The 20,737-nt window shown below is 53.3% G+C and carries 20 protein-coding genes and 1 pseudogene; 14 read left to right on the top strand and 7 right to left on the bottom strand.

Going from position 1 to position 20,737, the window contains the following annotated elements; all coding sequences use genetic code 11:
- Nucleotides 1-37: 37 nt before the first annotated feature.
- The 4 genes and pseudogenes from DKB71_RS35860 to DKB71_RS35845 all read right to left on the bottom strand — a co-directional run.
- A pseudogene (locus tag DKB71_RS35860) lies at nt 38-697 on the bottom strand (endonuclease); the annotation flags it as partial.
- Nucleotides 698-1,190: 493 nt separating this feature from the next.
- Nucleotides 1,191-1,553, bottom strand: a complete 363-nt coding sequence (locus DKB71_RS35855; RefSeq protein ID WP_408601346.1) for a hypothetical protein — start codon at nt 1,551-1,553, stop codon at nt 1,191-1,193.
- Complete coding sequence (locus DKB71_RS35850; protein WP_408601345.1) at nt 1,550-1,789, bottom strand: hypothetical protein; 240 nt, start codon at nt 1,787-1,789, stop codon at nt 1,550-1,552. The genes DKB71_RS35855 and DKB71_RS35850 overlap by 4 nt, the downstream gene beginning before the upstream one ends.
- Before the next feature lie 13 nt (nt 1,790-1,802).
- Nucleotides 1,803-2,237, bottom strand: a complete 435-nt coding sequence (locus DKB71_RS35845; RefSeq protein ID WP_408601344.1) for a hypothetical protein — start codon at nt 2,235-2,237, stop codon at nt 1,803-1,805.
- A gap of 82 nt (nt 2,238-2,319) precedes the next feature.
- Here DKB71_RS35845 and DKB71_RS35840 point away from each other — a divergent pair, with 82 nt between their 5' ends.
- Entirely contained in the window at nt 2,320-2,859 is a 540-nt protein-coding gene (locus DKB71_RS35840) for a hypothetical protein (protein ID WP_408601343.1), read from the top strand.
- Between the two features lie 324 nt (nt 2,860-3,183).
- Here DKB71_RS35840 and DKB71_RS35835 read toward each other — a convergent pair whose 3' ends face one another.
- The 3 genes from DKB71_RS35835 to DKB71_RS35825 all read right to left on the bottom strand — a co-directional run bounded on the left by DKB71_RS35835 (nt 3,184) and on the right by DKB71_RS35825 (nt 5,300).
- Complete coding sequence (locus DKB71_RS35835) at nt 3,184-4,344, bottom strand: ribonucleotide-diphosphate reductase subunit beta (protein ID WP_408601342.1); 1,161 nt, start codon at nt 4,342-4,344, stop codon at nt 3,184-3,186.
- 120 nt (nt 4,345-4,464) lie between these two features.
- Nucleotides 4,465-4,974, bottom strand: a complete 510-nt coding sequence (locus DKB71_RS35830) for a hypothetical protein (protein ID WP_408601340.1) — start codon at nt 4,972-4,974, stop codon at nt 4,465-4,467.
- Nucleotides 4,971-5,300 (bottom strand): hypothetical protein, encoded by a 330-nt coding sequence (locus DKB71_RS35825; RefSeq protein WP_408601339.1) that lies wholly within the window; start codon nt 5,298-5,300, stop codon nt 4,971-4,973. The genes DKB71_RS35830 and DKB71_RS35825 overlap by 4 nt, the downstream gene beginning before the upstream one ends.
- Before the next feature lie 1,045 nt (nt 5,301-6,345).
- On the opposite strand from DKB71_RS35825, the gene DKB71_RS35820 reads away from it, so the two are divergent.
- The 13 genes from DKB71_RS35820 to DKB71_RS35760 all read left to right on the top strand — a co-directional run bounded on the left by DKB71_RS35820 (nt 6,346) and on the right by DKB71_RS35760 (nt 20,707).
- On the top strand, nt 6,346-7,017 hold the full coding sequence (locus DKB71_RS35820; RefSeq protein WP_408601338.1) for a hypothetical protein: 672 nt from the start codon (nt 6,346-6,348) through the stop codon (nt 7,015-7,017).
- 1,170 nt (nt 7,018-8,187) lie between these two features.
- Nucleotides 8,188-8,508, top strand: a complete 321-nt coding sequence (locus tag DKB71_RS35815) for a hypothetical protein (protein WP_408601337.1) — start codon at nt 8,188-8,190, stop codon at nt 8,506-8,508.
- A complete protein-coding gene (locus DKB71_RS35810) occupies nt 8,501-9,256 on the top strand; it encodes a DotI/IcmL/TraM family protein (RefSeq protein ID WP_408601336.1) in 756 nt (251 codons plus the stop codon). The genes DKB71_RS35815 and DKB71_RS35810 overlap by 8 nt, the downstream gene beginning before the upstream one ends.
- A 140-nt stretch (nt 9,257-9,396) precedes the next feature.
- Nucleotides 9,397-10,467 (top strand): DotH/IcmK family type IV secretion protein, encoded by a 1,071-nt coding sequence (locus DKB71_RS35805; RefSeq protein ID WP_408601335.1) that lies wholly within the window; start codon nt 9,397-9,399, stop codon nt 10,465-10,467.
- A 3-nt stretch (nt 10,468-10,470) separates the two neighbouring features.
- Complete coding sequence (locus DKB71_RS35800; RefSeq protein WP_408601334.1) at nt 10,471-11,919, top strand: DotG/IcmE/VirB10 family protein; 1,449 nt, start codon at nt 10,471-10,473, stop codon at nt 11,917-11,919.
- Nucleotides 11,920-12,017: 98 nt separating this feature from the next.
- Nucleotides 12,018-13,454, top strand: a complete 1,437-nt coding sequence (locus DKB71_RS35795; RefSeq protein ID WP_408601333.1) for a hypothetical protein — start codon at nt 12,018-12,020, stop codon at nt 13,452-13,454.
- Nucleotides 13,455-13,586: 132 nt separating this feature from the next.
- A complete protein-coding gene (locus DKB71_RS35790; protein ID WP_408601332.1) occupies nt 13,587-13,967 on the top strand; it encodes a hypothetical protein in 381 nt (126 codons plus the stop codon).
- A gap of 57 nt (nt 13,968-14,024) precedes the next feature.
- Nucleotides 14,025-14,690, top strand: a complete 666-nt coding sequence (locus DKB71_RS35785) for an HNH endonuclease (protein WP_408601331.1) — start codon at nt 14,025-14,027, stop codon at nt 14,688-14,690.
- A 91-nt stretch (nt 14,691-14,781) separates the two neighbouring features.
- Entirely contained in the window at nt 14,782-15,978 is a 1,197-nt protein-coding gene (locus DKB71_RS35780) for a hypothetical protein (protein WP_408601330.1), read from the top strand.
- The gene (locus DKB71_RS35775) at nt 15,965-16,204 is read left to right on the top strand and encodes a hypothetical protein (RefSeq protein WP_408601329.1); all 240 of its coding nucleotides are present in this window, start codon (nt 15,965-15,967) and stop codon (nt 16,202-16,204) included. Before DKB71_RS35780 ends, DKB71_RS35775 begins: the two co-directional genes overlap by 14 nt.
- Entirely contained in the window at nt 16,201-19,224 is a 3,024-nt protein-coding gene (locus DKB71_RS35770; RefSeq protein WP_408601328.1) for an ATP-binding protein, read from the top strand. Before DKB71_RS35775 ends, DKB71_RS35770 begins: the two co-directional genes overlap by 4 nt.
- 68 nt (nt 19,225-19,292) lie before the next feature.
- Entirely contained in the window at nt 19,293-19,805 is a 513-nt protein-coding gene (locus DKB71_RS35765; protein ID WP_408601327.1) for a DotD/TraH family lipoprotein, read from the top strand.
- An 8-nt stretch (nt 19,806-19,813) separates the two neighbouring features.
- On the top strand, nt 19,814-20,707 hold the full coding sequence (locus tag DKB71_RS35760) for a type IV secretory system conjugative DNA transfer family protein (RefSeq protein ID WP_408601326.1): 894 nt from the start codon (nt 19,814-19,816) through the stop codon (nt 20,705-20,707).
- Nucleotides 20,708-20,737 lie beyond the last annotated feature (30 nt).

Genomic DNA, 20,737 nt, shown 5'->3' with positions numbered 1-20,737 from the left:
GGTCAGACGGGGCGACAGGGGCTGCGGCCTTGCCCGTGACGTATGGGTTGCTGTTGCCCTGAATCCTAGCGATCCTGCGGTCACGTTCCAGTTCCCAGCTGTCCACCGGATCCATCTTGTTCCAGGCTGAGAACAGCTGCTCCTGCTGTCTAGACAGTTTGATGCCGTGCTGGTCGCGCATGTACAGGGAGATCCTGGCCAAATCGCCCTTCAGGCTCGGTGGCGGCTCTGCACTACGGCCAGCAAAGTCGACCTTGAACTTGCAGGCACCGTACTGCCCATAGCCCTGTGGCACCTCGTTGTAGCGAAAATTCGACCTGTCGCCATTTACTTCACCTACGACCGGCATGAAATTGTGAAGGTCGTTGTGAGCATTGGCGAAGGACTTGTCTGTTTGGTTACAAAACTCTCTTCCGCCCTGTTTCCAACAGGCATGCTGCCGGCCTATCGACTCTGCGGGCATGACATGCTCGATCTCGATACGCTCGGCCCGCTTGAGGTTCTTCCTGGGCTCGTAGCCGCAGCTGGCCAGATCCACCTGCTTCTTGCTGTTGAAGGTACAACCACAGTACTGATCGACCAGGTGATCGCCGTAGATCCTCATGACCTGCCGCTTCGCCTCCTGGAATGAGTCGGCAAAATGCGGTTCGGCACTCACACTGGAGGCATTAATTGACGCAGTAAAGCAGAGTGCCATCAGTGCAACTTTCTTTAACAAAATACAACCCCTTTTCAATTCATGTCTGCATTGACAATGCTGTTACCGGGCTGACTAAAACGCCGCCCGTACTGGCTGATATGGCATTTTAAGATCCCGCTGATGCTGCCATTTCTCACCGGTCGTTTGGTAATGACATCCAAACAATTCAGTGAATTTCGAACCACCAGACAGCAAAAAAGCCCTGAAAAGAGCTTTTGAGTCGAGCGTAGTGGGTATCAGTGAATCGATCCAACCAGGGCCTCCTCGCATTTCTGCAATTCCTGGAGCATTTCGCGAGCGTTTTGCTTCCAAAATGCATGCTTTGGATCATCCTTGGCGGGTCGGTATTCCGGGAACCGGCCTAGAATTTCGTGGGCCGCATGCGCACTGAGGCAAGAAACCTCACACATGTGGTTAAAAACCGCTGCCCGTAATGAACCGGCAGACGATGCAGCTGCTGAAATAGAGCCCATTTAGACCACTCCTATGGTTACCAAGGACGCTTGGCGAGCTTTGCCAGCATGTAAGCGCGACCTTTTTCCGACTGTGCACTGGTGGCAGCAATCATTTCAGAAATCGCCTCCATCCCAAGCTGCTCAGCGAAGTCAATATTTTGGCATTGTTTCGGATTTTGGCTGTCGTAAACGCTAGTTTTTTGACCCTTGCAGTAGATCTGCACCGATGCATTTTTCAGGTCGAAACTCACCGTTGCGGTTTTCCCGTGAAAGGTCATCGCTTCAGCTGTCCGATTGAACGCCGGCAGATCCTGGTCTTCAGAAAGACCGCCCAGCAGCTCCATGATCATCGCATTTGTACTGCCGATATGACCCGAGGACTGCTGATGAGCTTTCATCCGAACACCAGTGCCGTAAACGCGGGCCTGTCTTCGTCCAGCACCACGTGCTCTTCACCTTCCTTGCGGACGCTGAAGCGATTGCCTTCGAATTCCACGAAGAATTCATCCGGGAGCTCAGCCCCCAGTGGCATGTCGTCCGCGATCAGAAACACGCAGGCAGAGTTGAAGACCGCAGTACACGGCTTCTCGAACCCATCCTGGATGGGGATTTCACATTTGATGGTAGAGCTCATTTCCGTATCCTTGTCAGAACTGGCATTGGGTTGCACTGGTTCTTTGAATGCTGACGTCACCGTCAGATCGTGTATTGATTACGACACAATCGCCCGGCACCAAATCACTGGCATCATGGTCGACCTGCATCATTTGACCCTTACCCGTCTCGAGAACAAGACTGGTATGGGTGTTGCCAGTGGTGAGAACCTTGTTGATGGCAGCCCCGATGAGGGCTCCTCCGGCTCCACGTATGACCTTCGATTCTGTTGAGTGGCCACCACCTGTCAAAATACCGGCGACCCCACCAATTGCAGCGCCTGGAGCCCAGCTGCCATTGCTGGCAACCTGGTGCACATCAAGCACTCGGGCTGCTTCCATCCGAGTCGGCTCGCTGTATCCACCAGACGCACAGCCCCCTAAAAAAAGGGCAGAAAATGCTGCTATGGTGATTTTCGAGGCGCTCATCAGGTCGCTTTCCTAAAACTTGTAATTTCGTAGCTTTGATTCTAAATTGGAGCACCAATTTGTCAAGTAAATTAGGCTCTTTATGAAGCGTTTTACCCTGTTCACAGCATTGTTTTTGCTGCCATTTGGAGCTCACAGCGGTGATTTCGAAAAGGCAACTGAAAGACACGCGCAAACTGCCGCAAGAGATCTCTTAGTTCAAATGTCACAGCATCGGGAGAAAGGTGTTTCCTGGAAGAACATTCTTACGACCAAGCTCCCAGAGCAGATCGATGACAGCTGTGGTTACCAGGAGCTGATCAATCTTCCAGAGGATGGCTTTGAGGGGATGAAAGCCGAGGTTGCCAAGGTAGCGGGTAATCGCTTCGACAAGGAGTTCAACACCGAGCTGTCTAGACCGGGGGCTTCCGTTGATCTGGTGCGCGTCTCGAGCATCAAGCTGAGCTCTGGTGATCACGCCCTTGTCGTGCTGCGGGTGATTCCTGCCCAGGCAACAGACAAAAATATCTCCTTGCTTTACCAGCTGAACAGCGAAGGAAGAATGTCGCTTTGTGACGTAATTCCGGGCCAAAAAGTGGATGAAGGAATTATTCGCAAGCTCGGGAAAGAGTTGAACCTCTGAGTGGCAGTTGACGATTAAGAAATATTCATTATCATTCAAAATAAAGCAAGTAAATTAACTGATTACGAACAACAAAAAAGGCTCCTTGGTAGCGGGAGCCTTTAGAGCAAATTAGTGATTCTTTGACACGCTGTCAATATATGCCAATCAAAAATGCTACCACCATCACAGCCCTCTCCCCTCCAGCTGCTCTGAACCCACGCCCGGTGCACACCAATCATTGCGTTGAATTGCAGATGGATGTCGAACAACGCTTTTCCCTCCAACCAGACACAAAAAACCCTGGGCTCTCGCCCAGGGTGCTTGCGGATCAGATCCTGGTGATCAGTCCCAGGACAGCGCTCCACCCGTTTGGTACTCGATGACACGCGTCTCGAAGAAATTCTTCTCTTTCTTCAAGTCCATGATCTCGCTCATCCACGGGAATGGGTTGGAGGCCTCACCCAGTGCATTCGCCAGGCCGATCTGTGACAGACGACGGTTGGCAATGAACTTCAAGTACTCCTCCATCATCTCTGCGTTCATGCCCAGCACACCGCGAGGCATGGTGTCTTTGGCGTACGCGATCTCGAGCAGAGTGCCTTCCACGATCATCATGGTGGCCTCAGCCTGGAGTTCAGCTGTCCACAGATGCGGGTTCTCCAGCTTGATCTGGTTGATGACATCGATGCCGAAGTTCAAATGCATCGACTCATCGCGCAGGATGTACTGGAACTGCTCAGAGACGCCCATCATCTTGTTGCGACGGCCCATCGAAAGAATCTGGGTGAAGCCGCAGTAGAAGAAGATGCCTTCGGTAACGCAGTAGTACGCAATCAGGTTCTTGAGCAGCTGGGTATCAGCCTCAACGGTACCGGTCTTGAAGGTCGGGTCGTTGATGTCCTGCATGTGCTTGATGCTCCACGCAGCCTTACGGGCTACCGATGGAACCTCATGATACATGTTGAAGACGGTGCCTTCGTCGATACCCAGGGACTCCACGCAGTACTGGTATGCGTGGGTGTGGATCGCTTCTTCGAAGGCCTGGCGAAGGATGTACTGACGGCATTCTGGGTTGGTGATGTGTCGATAAACCGCCAGTACCAGGTTGTTGGCCACCAGGGAGTCAGCGGTAGAGAAGTAACCCAGGTTGCGCATGACGATTCGGCGCTCGTCTTCACTGAGGCCATCTGCTGAGCGCCACAGGGCGATGTCAGCGGTCATGTTCACTTCTTGGGGCATCCAGTGGTTGGAGCAACCATCCAGATACTTCTGCCAGGCCCATTCATACTTGAACGGGACAAGCTGGTTTACGTCAGCGCGGGCATTGATCATGCGCTTCTGATCAACCTCAACGCGACCTTTGTAGCTCTCATCGAGCTCCTGCTCGCCGGCGTCGATGTCCAGGTTGTTCAGGTTTTGCATTGCGAGGCTGACGACATCGATCTTGCCGTGCTGTTGGCCTGCGGTGGGTTCCTTGGTTTCAGTTTCATCCCAAGTAAGCATTGCTCTCTCCAGAAAAAATAAGGAAATCCAGGAACTGGACTTCCATTACAAATCAGAACGGGGTTCGTCACCCCTCTTTGAGAGCCATTGTCCCCCAGCCAGCCAAGCCGTGGCAACGATTCACATCAATTGACGGAGTTTCTCCGACAAAGAAGCCACCTTTACGTGGAGCTGGAGCTGGATGTCTTGATCGGTTGGCGGCTCCCAATTCCTGCCATCTGGACGCAGGCAGGCAGTGATTTCATCCCTCCAGTTCTCGAAGCATGCCCTACCCAGCCGCTGGGTGAGATCGGTGGTGTAGGCCTCTGCCGATCTGGTGTACAGCCCGGTGCTGCCAGATTCCATCGTACCTCTGGCCCTTAAACCGAATCCCCAACGGGATTTCACCATTCTCTCTGGGGTATAGAAGCGCTCTGGCATCGTGGCCCTCCAGTTGTACCCCTCGACTATCACCGGGTCGAACTCAGCCTTCTGATCCAGCACCGCAGCAATCGGCCTGGCCAGGCGAGCTCCCTTACCCAGACTTGCCACGTACTTCCACAGCAGGTCTTCGTCCGTGTCATCCAACCCCATGCCCAGACAGATCTCAGCCAGCCTGACAGCCAAAGCCTCAGACAGATTCTCTTTCATGCCACTTTCTTCCCTTCGAGGTGAACGAAGAGATTATTGTGGGTGAGTGCCAGGAGGATGTCGATGGCCTGGGCTGCGGTCGACAACCGGCGCAGGATGACCGGACTCTCTCCGCTGTAGTCTTCGATCACCATGACTCCGTGACCTAGCATGCTGACGCCATAACGAGAGCCACCCTCGAGAACGCCGATGTTAAAGATAACCGTGAAGGGGCCACAGTTGTCGGGGATGCTCGATCTCGCGGATACCGAGGCGACCGTCAAGCCGGCAGCCGCAATACCAGCCGTCACCTGTTGAAGGCGCTTATCTACGTACGTCATGTCCACAATATCAATTCCTACCTGGTCGCCAATTCATTGGCCAGGGTCAAGGTGCTGTCGTGCACCAACTATTTCGCAGCCTGGCCATGCCAGGGCGTTGCTCGAGATGTAGAGAACCTGATCAGCGAGCGATCTGCATCGACAGAATTTCTGCCGAGCCGAATTCACCCTCACACGAGGTCTTGGAAAAGGTCATTTACGTTCCTGGATCGAGCGCTGCGTTCACCACTGATAGCTGGCCACAAGAATAGTGGATTGACATCATTGTACACCTCTAGAGACATACTTTCAGCCTGATTCGGACTTTTTTCATCTTTTTTCAATTATTTTTGAGGGGGCCCCCTTGAATTCTTTTTTTGAAAACGGAGTGTATATATTGATTTCAAAATCCAAGCAGCTCTCCTCCAGACGACGCTTCCCTACCTGACACAACAAAGCACTACGTTCCGATCACACAGATTTGCCCTGGCGGGCACGTTGCATGAAGCAACGGATCTCAGCTTTTGATCTTGTTTAGGAATTTTTGAGAGAGCTTGAGGGGATGTGGTGGCCCAAGGGGCCGGGAAGTAATCGGATTCTTTGCAGCCGATAGGCTGCAGCTAAGATTTTGACCTCAAATACTGTTCGCGCTGCTCGTTTTTTGAGCAACCCACCACATGTCGTACTTCCGTTTTGATATACCACGCTACATGTTGTGTTTTTGACCCATCGGGCTGGCCGATTCTCGGCATCCCTCATCACCCTTTATGGCTTGTTGGTAATAATTCTCGATAGCCGTCTCCCCATGGGCCCCTAGCCGCGCTATCGCGCCGAAGTGCAAAAAGCAGAGCCGCGCTCCGCGCAGCACAGAAGCTTTAGCCGCGCTACGCGCCGAATGGCTCAAAATGATTTCAAATTAACATTTTCGGTGGCTGGGCTTCCTAGCCGCGCTAACGCGCCGAATTGGTTCCTCGTAAGTCATTGTTAACTTGTCAGTTAGGCAACTATTGGATAGTCTTTGACGGTTAATAATGAGGATGTTGCTTTGAGCAAAAGTCGCGGAAAACGATTCATGACAGCTGGCCTCGCGATGATGATTGTTGGGGGTGGCTTGTTCTGGCTTGGCTACTCCGCCTCCAACCAAGAAGCGACGTCCACGTCCTCGCACTTTCGCACCGTCTCCCCGGTCGTAGCTGAGGCAGACTCCTCCCTCTTCTTCTGGTACGGGTGCGCTCACTGCCTAAAGGTAGAAGAGAGGATCAGGGACATCGGTGCTTCGTCCACGGCTAGCCCTGGCTCCGACCAGGGCCAATCAGGAAGTGTGGCTTACATCCCAGCTGCTCTGAATCCAACCTGGGAACTCCACGCCAGATTGTTCTATGCCCTCGAAGCTCTGGGTTACAGCCAGGCCGGCCACATCAGAATGATGAAGGCGATCCAAGCTAACCTCCCTCGAACCCCTGACGAGCTTCAGCGCCTCCTTGCCAGTGGCATTCTCTCCGTAGAGAGCCAGTCGAACTCCGCCTTTGCTGCTGATGTCGGTCAGGTTATGTCCCTGATCGACTCTCCGCAGGTCAATTACAAGATCGAAGCCTCCAAGGCCCTCTCCAGCAGCATCGACCTTAAAGGGGTTCCAACCCTCCTGGTAGGTGATCGCGAAGTCCTTGAGCTCGGTTCAGGGGTCGGTTACGACGATATGGCAAACATGGCTCTGAACCCAGAGAGGACTGTCGATGCCCAGTAACATGCCTGAAGGTGGCTCAGTCAGCGATAAATACCTAACGGTGTGCGAGGGAACCGTTAGGATCAAGATTGAGCGTGGGGATGATCAACCCTCCCTCCAGCATTTCCCTATCCGCAACTACAGAACCCTTGCCGACGCCAAAGCAGCTGCCAGGGTATGGAGAGACCAGGAGCATCTGCGAAGGTTTGGTATTCCCGTTATGGAGCGGGTTCACCAGCTTAAGCGTCGTAAGGTCAAGAAGGAGCACAGACACCCTGAGACTGGTGATTTGCTCCCAACCCTTCCCCCTGGCTTGTCCTATGGCTATCACAGAGGGCGCTTGCTGTATGTGGTCGCCAGTTTCCAGTCTGAAGGAAAGCCCAAAAGAGTGAGATTCCCCATTTCAGAGGATGGGATAGAAGCCGCCATCCAAAAAGCCCAAAAAACACGACTTGATGCTCTCCAAACTGTTGGGTAGGTTATAAGTCTTATAATTATTGTATGAATTATATAAATTATAACTAAAATGAGGGTGCGGCCCTCCAGGATCACCGCTCCTTTTCTCCGGTTTAAAACCTGCTGGCTCGGCTTGGGCCAGTACCGGCTCCATACGAGCCCATGCGGGCTCAAAGCAGGACGCCTTTGGCTTTAAGCGGGCCCATTTCGAGTGCGAATCGACTTTAGCGCTCAGCAAACCCTCAAAAACCTCGCACCCGGACTCTGCGTGTCAATACATACCTACCGTTCTACTCGATGACCCCTTCTCAGTCGAAATCCTGAAGGTCAATTCCAGGCATTGAGCTATCAATTTAATATCAAAAACTCTCCGTGAAAAGCCGGCAGGTTTGCACTCGTTTATTGCCAAGATTTGAAGCTCTGCATCACCTTCCTGGAATACCTCACTCATCCTCTGCGAAACCCTGATTTATCTGCACTTATGCTCTGCGAACCCAATTAAATGTCGCAGAATGGGACTGCGAATTGGATTTTTCCTCACATTCATAGAGTGCAGAAAATCTTCGTGTTGCTCGTTAGGTTTGCACGTCAGAAAAGGCTTGGATTTACAGGTGTTATGCACGGTTGGATTGCGCGTGACTTTTGGTTTTGTAATCCATGGATTAATCTGTGAATTACTAAACTCTGCCTTGGTGGTATTCTTCAAGCATAAGAACAAGAACGAAGGATCTTTGAATGAAGATACCCAAGCCTGTTAAGCAGCAACTCTTCCCGCAGGAAGACGCCAAAGAAAGAAAATCTGCTGCTGAAGCTTTCCTGAAGCAAATGAGCGATGAGGCTGGTGATTACATCGAGGCTCAACCTACCTTCGAGGAAGTTCGTGATCGTTACCGGTTTTCGGTCAGCCTCGTTTACTGGAGCACAATCATTGGCTCTGTGGTCTTGTTGCTGGGCGCGGTTGCCTACTTAACGATTCCCTCCCCTACGGCTTATATAACAACCCAGGAAGGTCAAATCATTGATCTCCCTCCGATCCAGGTTACTCAGCATGAATAATAAGAGCGACTCAGTCGCCACTCAGTCCAAACCTGCTGCGCCTCGTCCTCAAGCTGCTGCGCAAGCCAGACCTCCTGCCAGGCAGCCTGGGGCACCTGTTTCTAAGGGGCCTGCGCCGTCTACGGGGCGTGAAGACGTTGTGCACCGCAACGACTACTACAGGGATGGCAACAAGAAGATGTACGTCGCTGCCGGCATCGCCTTGATTGCCCTGGTGCTTCAGGTCTTCGTTGCTTATCTTGGTTTTACGGCCAAGAACGAGCGCGTGTACTTCGCCACTGACAAGAACGGTTCTCTGATTAAGTTGTGGCCCTTGGGTCAACCTAACCAGAAAGATGAAGTGGTTGCGCAGTGGATGCAGAATGCCCTGGTCGACACTTTCAGCTTCAACTTCACCAACATGAATACCAGGTTGAGTGAAACGACGATGCAATGGTTTACGCCAAGCGGTCGTGAACAGTTCCTGTCGGAGATGAAAAGCTCTGGGCACATGGACGTAGTTAATGATGGCAGAATGATCATGAGTTTGACTCTTGACCATACCCCTGTCCTGTACGCGAAACCGGCGCCCTCCCCTGACACCGGAATCTACACTTGGCGCATGCAGGCTGATGCGGTCTTAACCTTCAGAACGCAGAGTAAGGAGTACTCCAAGAAAGTGCGATTCACTGTTGCTGTAGAACGCCGCTCGGTCTTGGATAACGTACAAGGATTGGGCATTGCCAAGATAGTGATGACAAATCGCTAGTTTCTTTCTCTGAGTTGTTTAAACCCCCGCTTAGTCGGGGGTTTTAATTTCTTTATTTCCAAAAAGGATTGATGTAAATTGACGAGCATTATGCTTGTACACTCGATGTACTGCCAATGTTCAATCCGGAGGTCTACTAGATGCGTAAGTCGCCGCTGGTGATTGCGATGGCTTTAACCCTTTATGGGACGCTCTCGCATGCTGCCGATACTTTCGACAAGGCGCTGGGGGCTGCTGCCGCTGAACGACCTGAGCAAGAGTTGAAGATCAATCCCAACGATGTCAGCAATTGGGATAAAGACATGACGGCGGGTAAGAAATCCGCACTGACCGGTACTCTTTATGAGGCCGAGCAGATGAAGGATCTCAGGAAATTGCTCGACATCTCAGAGGTGCGCAAGGCGAAAGAGAAAGTCATTCGCAAAGAAATGCCTCTTGAGCCGGATGAGATCAGCGCCCTGCGAAAAAAGCTCGCAAAGGTCGAGAAGGCCACGAACGAGCCAATAAATGGCGATACTTCCTTCCGGATTCGTAACATCACCTATGATCCGGATGCCAATAAACCCCTATCGATTTCCGTCGCGCCAGGCTATTCGGCCCAGGTCGAGTTCTACGATTCTTCTGGCAAACCTTGGCCGATCCGTAAGGATGGTGTCGTCGGCGATAGTGAATCGTTCTCCAAGCGCATCATGGGTGAGACCAGGCACATCGCCTCTTTTACCCTCAGTCGAAATTACAAGCAGTCCAACGCTTCTGTAGTCCTGGAAGGCCTATCAGCTTCGATTCCTGTTTTGCTGCAGGGCACGGAGTCTACGGTCGATGGGCGTATGACGGTAACACTGCCTCGTCTTGGGCCTAACGCCGAGATCATGCCGATCTATCAAAACGAGATCGAGAACGTGTCACCTGAGCTCGTAAGGTTGCAAGGGGGTAACGCGCCTGCCGGCAGTAAGCCGCTGCGCGTAGCGGGTATCCCGAATGCAGAGTCCTGGTACGACGGTTCATACCTCTACCTCGCGCTGCCTGGCCGGTTGCTGTTACCGCCTCCAATCAGTAGCTCCGTTTCACCTACGGGCAGATACCTCTACAAGGTCTCCCCTACTCCGTACATCACGGTCTCTGTGAATGGTGAGAGGAAGGGCGGAACAATTGAGTCCGTCTTCTCGACGGAAATCCGTAGAGCTAGAAGCGTTTTCGACAAGGAACAATAATAAATGAGCACCTTGGGTAATCTTAAAAATAACATCTCGCCCAAAGCCCGGATGATGCTTGGACTTACCGTCGTCGGTATCGTCGGAGTGGTTGGCTACTCGTTTATCCGCCTTGGCAGCTCTGGGGCCCCTACCAACAGCGATGGTGTTGCGAAGCTGAACTTGCCGCCATCCAAAGAAGAAATCAGTCGCGACAAGCCGCTGGATAAAGTCCGTTTTGACGACAAATCGGCTGTTGGCCAGATCTACAAGCAAGACGAAGAGAACCGTGCTGAAACGGCGCTCAAGAAAAACACAAGTCATGTGGACGAGATCCGGTTACGCCTGGATCAAGAGACGGTTAAGCCTCCAGAGCCCGTTAAGCCGGTTGAGTCCGCGCAGTCGAAGCTCGACATGCTGAAGGCTGAGCGTCGTAAAACCGAAGAGGCTTCGCAGCGTGAGCAGCAAAGCCAGGCTGCCAGGCAATCCCAGACTGTCTTCCAGGAAAACCCTTGGAAGTCGTTCCTGGACGCTGAGAAAGCCCAGTACGCGGACTACGAGACCGCATTGTCTTCCGCGATCACGGGTTTGAAGGCTGCAAAACCTCTGCCGACTCCGAACTACGATGCCATGGCAAACGAAGCTGGCGGTAAAGCCGGCGCCCGTGGGTCAGTATCCGGGTCGTCTGGCGGATCGTCCTCGAGTGGCGGCTACGAGCAATACCTGACCGGCAACTCCAACGTTAACGAGCCTGTTCAGGGTTCCGCTCAACGCTCTCTTCGTGGCGAGCAGCCACAGGTGGCACTCCACAAGAAGACACGTGCGGTTCAGGCTGTCGAGGACGAGGAAGAGGTTGAGGACGAACTGGACTACCCGAGTGAGCGAATTGCCAAGGCTACCGTTAGGGCGCCGGTCGCTACCGGGAAGATCCCTGTGGGCCAAACCTTCTACTCGGTGCTCCAGATTGGAGTTAACACTGACGAGATCAGCCCGATCCGTGCAGTGTCTATCGAGAAAGGTCGTCTGGAAGGCGCTGTGTTGACCGGTGAGCCGAAGCGTACCGGCGAAAAGGCCATGTTGACCTTTACGAGCATGAGCCTCAAAGGACGTAGCTACAACGTCAATGCGATTGCCCTGGATCCTGATACCTACCGTTCGGCTATCGCTGATGGCGTCGACAACCACACCTTTGAACGTTACTCGAAGCTTTTCATCTCGTCCTTCGTTCAGGGTTATGGCGATGCGCTCTCTGGCACGCAAACCACGACCAATACGGACGGCTCCTCGTCTCAGACGAAGGATCCTCTGCCGGATTCCTCGTCGCAAGTCAAAGTGGGTATCGGTGAGATTGGCCGGAAAATGTCTCCGATTTTCCAGAAAGAGTTTGATCGTCCACCAACAGTGACCGTCGAGCCGAACAAGAACATCATCATCATGTTCATGCAGGAAGTCGATCTGGACAAAGAAATGTAGCCTCCAGGGCAATAGAGGCCAATCATTTGGCCTCTGTTGTATTGACTTGCAAAGATGATTAATATCCATAAATTGACACGCTGTTGGCTGGAGTACTCATGAGTACCAATGAATTAGACGATCCGTTTGACATTCCAACGACTCCGGCTGAAAACCAGCATGACGAGTTCGGTGCTGAATTTGCCGATGAATACAGCGACACGCCCCAAAATGATGATCAGGCGTTTTTGCAGTCTGATGACCATTTCCCTGATGAGCCCGTGTCGGATTTCGAGCCTGACCAATCGGCTCAACACGACGAAACCCAGGCGCACAACGCTCCGGCTAACCAAGTTCCAGCGCAGCCAAAGCCATTCCTGAAAACCCCATTCGGTATGGCGATCTGTGGTGTAGCGGTTCTGGGCGTCGTAGGCGTCGGTGTCACGGCTTACAAGGTCACGAATCCGCCTATGAGCGAGGACATGACCGACTCCTCCAGCGAAGTCACCCCGGCGCCGGTTAAACACGACCCAGCACCGGAAGTCGACTTCGGTGGCGGACAGCAGGAACCTGTTGTTTCTGCCGAGGCCCGTGAGGTTAAGCCAGCGGTTGTTACTCCTGAGAAGTCAGCTGCTCAGGTGCTTAACCTGACTGAAGTTAAACCTCAGGGCTTTGAAACCGTTCCTGTCGCTGTACAGGTTGCTCCGGTGCCGGTACCCCTGCCTCCGGTGGTGTCTGCTCATGAGGAGGAGCTGAAGAAGCTAATTGCTGAACAGCAGCAAACGACCGAAGAGCTGCAGAAAAACAATGCTGCTCTCACCCAGGCGCTCAGCAAGCTCTCTAAAGTGGTTGAGAAGTCCCGCGAAGCGCAGATTGTTCTGTCTGAGCAGGTCGTTGAGATCAAAGAGAGTCTCAAGCCTGCGGCTAAGCCCGTCGTCGCCCAAGCCACCTCCCCTTCTGCGGCTCCAGCCGGAACGAACGATACTCCTGCTGCGGTGGCCCCTGCCAATCCGCTTACCGAAGGTCGTACGCGTATCCCAGGGCTCCAGGTGGTCAACACGACGCCAAATGGCGATATGTCCATCGTCAAGAAGGTCTCGAACGGTCGCGTGTTCACCATGTTCAAGGGTGAGAACATCGGCACCGTGAAGGGTAACTTCAAGATCACCGAAGTCCTGGAGAAAGGCTCGTTGCTGCTGCTCGGCGACAAGTACTACATCGACACCGTGGCCGAAGAGTGGTCGTCTTCTTCCAAGGCTGCGGCTGCGCCAGAGCCTAAGCCAGAGCCGAAGGCTGAGGCCAAGAAGGCGCCGGTTAAGCGTGAGGTTCAGCCTAAGCCTGAGGTTAAGGCGAAGCCAACGCCGGTAGCGCAGTGCCGCAAATTCACTCTGAACGCCGTTTACGACGCAGGTAAGTCGTTCGGTGTGGTCTCAAGTGCCGGTGATTTCAATAGCTACAAGGTCGGCGATAACATGCCAGGTGTTGGTGTTGTTAAAGGTCTTGATGGCGCCGGAAACTTGAACGCTGGTGATTGCGTTATCGAATCAGTTTACTGATTTAGTTAACTAAGGCATGTAAGCAGATTTTTTGTTTACATGCCTATTGCCAATACAAAGAGTTTGATTTAGCTTATATTGAAGTTCTGCTAAAGACCTGCATAAAAACAATAAGAAAGAGGGGCTTTATCTATGTATATGTCCAAAAAGCATGCTGCTGTGCTGACGGCGGTTGCTGTCGGTGCCAGTCTGGCTATGTTTGCCGGTGACGCGAGCGCTGCTCAAAACATGGCTGCTGTCGGCGGTCAGTGGAAAGTCCAACTCAACGCCATTCTGGGTATCGGTAAGCTGGTATTCGGTGTTGTCGGCTTCTTCATGTTCGCCGCTGGCCTGTTCTACTTCTACAAAGACAACAAACAGCAAGGTCAGGGTCACCTCAAGACGGGCATCATCGCCATGTTCGTGGGTACCGGCCTGATGATCATCCCGTGGCTCCTGGGTCTGTTCACTGAATCGGTTGCGACCGGTGAAGGTGACAAGGCAGTTACGAAAACACAGGGCTCCGATATCTAAGGCCAGTGTTAAAAAAAGGGTGGCTTTGGCCACCCTTTTTCATATGAGGTGATCAAAGTGAATCTACGTCCAATCAGACTCTCCGTTAAACGCGGGGCTTTCCGCTCCGATGAACCCTCCCCTCCAGGCTCCGACGCTGTCTACCGTGCGGCACGGCAGGTTGTCCTCAAACGTGATGACTTCACCTGCCAGTTCTGCGGGTTCAGACACCCGAAGAACGAAACCCACCATGCGAACGACAACCATGACGACCACTCTGAGCAGAACCTGATCACGGCCTGCGTCCTCTGCCATATGGCGCACCACATTGCGTTTGCCGGCACCAGGGATCGTGGCTCTCTGATCTATCTGCACGAGGCTGAAATCGACCAGGGCGGGCTTAACCAACTCGTGCGCACCTTGTGGATCGCCGAGGAGCTGGCCAGGGGTGATCTTAAGAGTACGGCATCCCAAATTCTTTCTCGCCTAGAACGCGGTGAAATACTCGCAACACAAGTGATTGGCACTTCAAATCCAAGTGTTTTGGGCGATTTCATGTCCAGCATGAAAGAGGAAGATTATCTCGCTCGCGATAAAGCACTTGCTGGTGTCTATTTGCTACCAAAGAAGTCGGCTTATACCGCGTACTTAAAACTCTGGGTTCAAGATGCAAAACAATTTGGCCCGGATGACTGGATGAAGAAAGCCTCTGAGAAGTTTGCGCAGTGGTCGGAAAATCTATAACATGCCCCGGTGATCATGACTCCACGTAGATGGAGATTGTAGGGCCTCATTTTGGAGGATCGGACAATGATTGATCAGCGTCCGATTGCATATGAAAAGAATAACAATAGGTGTATGCATATTCGATGACCCCAAGGCTCCGCGTGCTGGATTTTGCTCTGTCGATGGTAGTGATCCTACTTACGTTGCGGGCTATCACGAACTAAGCACCGAGACCATTTGGGTCACCAATCTCGAGTTCCCGATTTTTAAGGAGCTCAATCTTCTGCGTCTGCGTCATCTGACCCAAGACCAATATTTCAGGACGAGCCTGAGACTGCTTCAGTCTGAATTCGGCATCACCGATCACAAAAACCTCGCGAAATTCCTGTCCAAGCTGTTCACCAGAACCGCTCAGGCCGGGCTGTCGTTCTTTGGCGTAGATCCGACCAACTTCAATTACCGCTATCACCAGGCACTCAGCTCAAGGCTACACGTGCCTGGGATGCATGAGCCGATTCAGGGCCTGGATCAGGCTGCGGTTCAACTGGTGATCGACCACTCGACGCAAGAGAACCAAGCGATGACCGGCGTAAAGCGCCCGGATCGCTCCAGCCCGGTTACCTTCTGCTTCCCACGGGATGCTTATGGTCAATGGCTGCTCTCCAGGGTCTACCCGGTTGGCAACGTGTGGAAGAACGACGGTATCAACCGTGAGTTCACCATCGGCACCCGAGACGGCAAGAAGATCGCTCTGACCGACACGTTCATCAAAAAGATCGGTGATTATTTCAAGAATAATGCCAGGGCTACGTTCTTCCGCATTTCCGTGATGAGCCACGAGGCTTCTCACCGGGCGTTCGCGACCTTCGGTGCTGGCTCAAGAGATCCTCGTGTTTGGGTGACCTGGCCGGAACTGCTAGAGCTTCTGGAGTACTCCGTCGTCAAGGTATTCGAATCGCTGAGCACGAGTGCCGGCACGATTCGTGAGCATCTGCCTGAATTTTGCCAAGCAACGGGCTTTGGCATCGCTGAGGGCCTTTTGTTCGAAAACCTCTACGTTGCCCTCGCCTCGCCCGTAAACAAGCGCAATACGGCTCTGGGGGCCTACATCAGGGCCTATGACCGTGCTGCTTGTGGTCGTGTTGCGGCTGCATTCCACAACGCAGGGTTTGTGGTCGGCTCCTACAGCTCAGGTCGTGTGCTGCTGTTCCTCAACGATGGCCAGCGGGAGCGAGCTGCAAAGCTGGCGCTTGAGCTGGGCATGATTCCACCGCTTGCGAAGGAGCCTGAGCATGCACAGCTTTGATGAGTCCTTCCTGGCGCTGAAAGGAAACTGCGAAGCCAGTACCAGTTTCATGTTGGTCAAGGCTCTTGAGGCGAATGCGCTTTCGCTCAAGGCCCTTGGTGCTTTTGACCAGATCTCCGACTACCCGGCAGACCTGGTGCTTGACCCAGATGCGCGAGAGAAGCTCGTGGCTGAGCTGTTGAGCAAATCTTTAAATCTCGTAGCTGACCAAGGGGAAGCGCAATGAGTATCGGGTACACGATTTCCAGCTGGATCAGCAAAGTCCTCAAAAACAACGTCATGAATTACTGCCAAATCGAGACCTCGTCAGGTAAGAACAACCTGGTGACTCGCGAAGGCGGTCTCATGTCGATCTATGAGATCAAGGGTACCTTCGGGATCGTTGGTGAGAACGCCTTCCTGCAGCAACTGGAGTCGATGGTCAACGGCCTATCCTCCGGCTTGTCCAGGCCTGGCCATCGCCTGCAGTTCATCTTCCGCCGAGACCCAATGAACTCGAAGGAAGCGCTGCGTAAGTCGATCAGGGGCGCCATCCAAACGATGACCAAGCTGAACCTTGACCTTGAGGGGATGATTACCGAACGCGGTTCTCTCCTTGAGCGCAAGACAGTTTTGGAAACCTGTCACCTGGTGATCACCACCTACCCTTCTGCCTTGCACCCGGACATCCTCAAGGAATCTGGTAAAGAGCGGGCGGCTAACAGCCTCAAAAACGGCAGTCTGAAGCCAGGTGCAATGGCTCAGTCGCCGAACATCGAGATGCCGGGCCTTGAAATGATTCACTCGGGTTTTACTACCCAGGTCATTTCCAAGCTTCAGGAGAAGATCTCCATCGGTGAAATGGATGCGCACCAGTTCGTCCACCTCATCAAAAAGCAGATCACCCAGTTCGATACCAGCGACCAGTGGAAAGCTACGCTGTTCGGCGATCAGTCTCCATCCAACAGGCTTGTTGAAGAGGTTCCAGCGGCTGGCGATCTATCGCACCTGCTGTGGCCAGAGGTAAGTCATCAACTGTTCACGCGTGAGCCTAAGACTCATGAGAAGGACAGCACCCTGGTGGACATCGGTGACTGGGTCATTGCCCCGTTGATGGTTGACCAGCGTCCACAGGATCCTAAGCCTTTCGCGGATCTGTTCGGTTCGATTGACCGTAACGTGCCGTGGCAGATGTCGCTTGTTATCGACTCTGGCCACGAGCGCATCAAATCGATGATCTCCAAGCGCAAGACGTTCGCTTCATTCGTGGCGTTCGCGTCCAGTGAGAACGCGCTCATTCGCGATGCTGCAGAGATCCTGCTTCAAGCTGCGACGGACAACACCCTGGTTTCTGGCCAGATCACGTTCTCCACCTGGGGCCGCTCGCTGGAAGATACCCGCCGTAACCGCTCCAAGCTCAAATCTGCGGTCGAGGCCTGGGGCCAGCTCCAGATCATCGAAGAGCGTGGCGATGCCATCGAGGCCTGGTTTAACACCCTTCCCGGCTTCTCTGCGAACCACCTTGCGACTCCGATCCCCTTCACGGTTACTGAGGCACTCGGCCTGGCACCGCTAACCCGTCCTGTATCGCCGTGGGCGGACGGGACAATGCTGTACCGGACAATCGACGAGAAGGTGTTCCCGTACCTGCCAGGCTCCAACCTGCAGAACGCGAACATGGAGCTCGTGTTCGCACCACCAGGTTTCGGTAAGTCGTTCTATCTGGCTGCGGCCAACATGGGTTTGATCACACGGCCTGGTAACGAGATCCTGCCGCGTATCGGTATCCTCGACATCGGCTTCTCCAGTGCGATGTTCGTGGACATGGTGCGTGATGCCCTGCCGCCGAACCAGAAGCACCTTGCACAGTCCTTCCGCCTGGAAATGGATCGTCGCTACGCGGTTAACTTCTTCGACACCCCACTGGGCTGTCAGATCCCGCTGAAGGTTGACCGTGAGTTTGTGGTCAACATGATGACCCTGCTCTGCACCCCGGCAGGCAAGGAAGCTCCTGGAAGGCTCTCTGAGCTGGTATCCAACCTTGTGGACGCCATGTACGAGTACTTCTCCGAGGAGAAGAACCCGAACATCTACGAGCGCGGGCTAGTACCTAAGGTCGATGAGGCCATTGAGGCTCACAACCTTAAGCTGCATGACGGTGTCAGCTGGTGGAAGTTGGTTCGTATCCTTCACCTGAAGGGGCTATCGCATGAGGCGACGTTGGCTCAGCGCTTCGCTGTGCCGACGCTCAACGATGCGACCGCCGTTCTTGCCAGGTCGAGCAGCATTAAGGACGTGTATGGCGAGTCGATGGTCGACAACGGCCAGGAATCGCTGATCAAGTACCTGCAAACGATGATCACCTCATCGGTAAACGATTTCCCAATATTGTCGCAGCCGACCGTGTTCTTCCTGGGCGAGGCGCGAATCGTGTCCATCGACCTGATGAGCGTTGCGCGTGATGGCTCTGCACAAGCGGAGAAAAAGACCGCTGTAATGTATTTGCTGGGTCGCCAGATTCTTTCGAAAGACTTCTATCGAAAGGCCATCTATACGATTCCGGAAATTCCGGAAGAGTACAAAAGCTATCACCGTAAAATCATTGAGCGCGATGAAGCAGTTCCTAAAAAGTTCTGCATGGACGAATTCCACCGTACTAGTGCAGTGCCAGCAGTTCGTAAACAAGCTGCAATTGACATTCGTGAAGGCCGTAAATACGACGTTCACGTGTCGTTGCTCTCTCAGTTGCTGGAAGACTTCGATGACTCGATGGTGAAGTTGGTTAACAACATCATCATCCTGTCCAAGGGTATTTCCGAGATGTCGCTCAACGAGATCAGAGCGCGTTTCGCACCATCCGAGGACGCCATCAAGTACATGAACCGCTGGCTGACGGGCCCTGGCCCTGAAGGCTCCAGCATGCTGTACATCGGCCAGCTGACGTCGGAGACGGCCCCGAAGATCGAACAGGTGCTGCGTTTGACGCTCGGCCCTACCGAGATCTGGGCGTACTCAACAACCCCGACAGACGTATCTTTGCGTAAAAGGATGTCTGACCGAATTGGTTTGAGTAATGCACTTAAAGTGCTATCAAAAGCGTATCCAAAAGGTTCCGCTAAAGCGGATATCCAGAAAATCCTGGCGGAAAACGCGGCTGATCTAGAATCCGGAGATGAAGATCTCAACCTGTTTGATGTTCTTGTCGATAGATTAATCAAGGAGCATGCGGACTTAATTGACCCCGCAAAAATCTCGGTTGCTGGATAGTTCTCTATCCCCTAATATTGCGGCTATTGACAAGAGAGAGTTTGTAGCTCTTCAAGGTGAACATAATAATGAAACTTCGCTTCCTGATTTCGTCGATCACAGCTGCAATTGCACTGTCCGGATGCGCATCGAATCAAACCATTCGGGCTACGAACGTCATGGTTACGCCTCCGGCTGACCCCATTACGGAGATGCGTGCGGTTGCTGTCGAGGCTCGTGATGAGCTTCGCCTGCTGGCCAAAATTTCTGATGCCACCACCGCGCCAAGCCTGACCAAGGAGCAGATCGCACAGCGTGAGTTCCAGTCAGCTCATGTGCCACTTGGTTTCGAGAAGATCTCGCAGTTCGCCTATACCGGCCCTGTGAGCAAGGCTGCAGCCGCGTTGGCACAGGTTGCCGGCTACAAGTTCCGCACCCTGGGCGAGCGCACGCCTAACGAGCCATGGGTGACCATCGGTATCAATCAGGTGCCTCTGAACGAAGCCCTGAAAGAGCTTGGCGTTCAGTCCGGTACTGCCGTGCGTATTGAGATCCACGAAGAAAGCACGCCTCCGCGTATGGTCTTGGTCTACAAAAAATGAGGTTGAGCATGCTTAAGCCCTTGGCAATTGCAATCGGTCTGATGATCGGCTCTACCTCTGCGTTCGCTGAAATGGTGCCGGGCGTTCAGTCTGGTGGTATGTCGCTGCAAGAGCTTCAGGGGCTGCACTACTCCCCTGGCATGGCGATGGCTGGCGATGACGACATGGCGAACAAGCGGCTTAAGGCGATGCACGATGCCGCTATGGCCTTCGGTGCTCAGCATGCTTACGTGAAGACCATGAATGATCTGCGCATGGGTTGGAACGCCGAGGCCAAGAGCCTGGACAACCTTTGGGTCTTTAAAGACTTGATGCGCCTGGCCACTCCTGGTGAGAAGTCTCTGTATTTCCTGCCGCCAGTGGTCATTGAGTCGGATGACGTGACTTCACACTCCGATGACAACAACCGGATCCTGGTCTCGGGTAAGTACTACCAGATCTTGAAGAAATCACGCCTGGTGACCAACCCGCCTGATTGGCGTGAGTACCTGATGATCGATCTGCCCGTGGACGTCTCTAAGCCGGTTGGTGCTTTGCTCCCAAAAACACCAGCAGAGCAACAGCAGTGGTCTGACTGGGCCGCAGAGGGCTGGGAAGCTGGCATCCTCCAGGCCAACGCTGAAATGGCTGCGCGAGTGCGTAACCTGGGTACCGACTTCGTAGGGATGGCCAAATACCTGCGCCTGGTGAAATCGGGCAGCATGACTCCATCCTACGTGGCATCGCAGTACAGAAACCGGGTTAACCAGGGCAGCAGCATGCACTTGAACCAGCGTGCCTTCGCGATTACAGCGCCGGCAGCGTTCAACGGCAACGAAAACGACTGGGTACCGCTAAACCTTGATCCACGCGCCGGTTACAGAACACCTGATGAGGTTCGTGCGATAAACAATGGCAATTAATTGCCAGTTACACCTGTTTTACCGCTACAC

Source organism: Pseudomonas sp. PLMAX, assembly GCF_046042685.1.
In the GTDB taxonomy this organism is placed as follows: Bacteria; Pseudomonadota; Gammaproteobacteria; order Pseudomonadales; family Pseudomonadaceae; genus Aquipseudomonas; species Aquipseudomonas putida_AE.
This window is presented reverse-complemented; position numbering and strand designations above follow the sequence as displayed.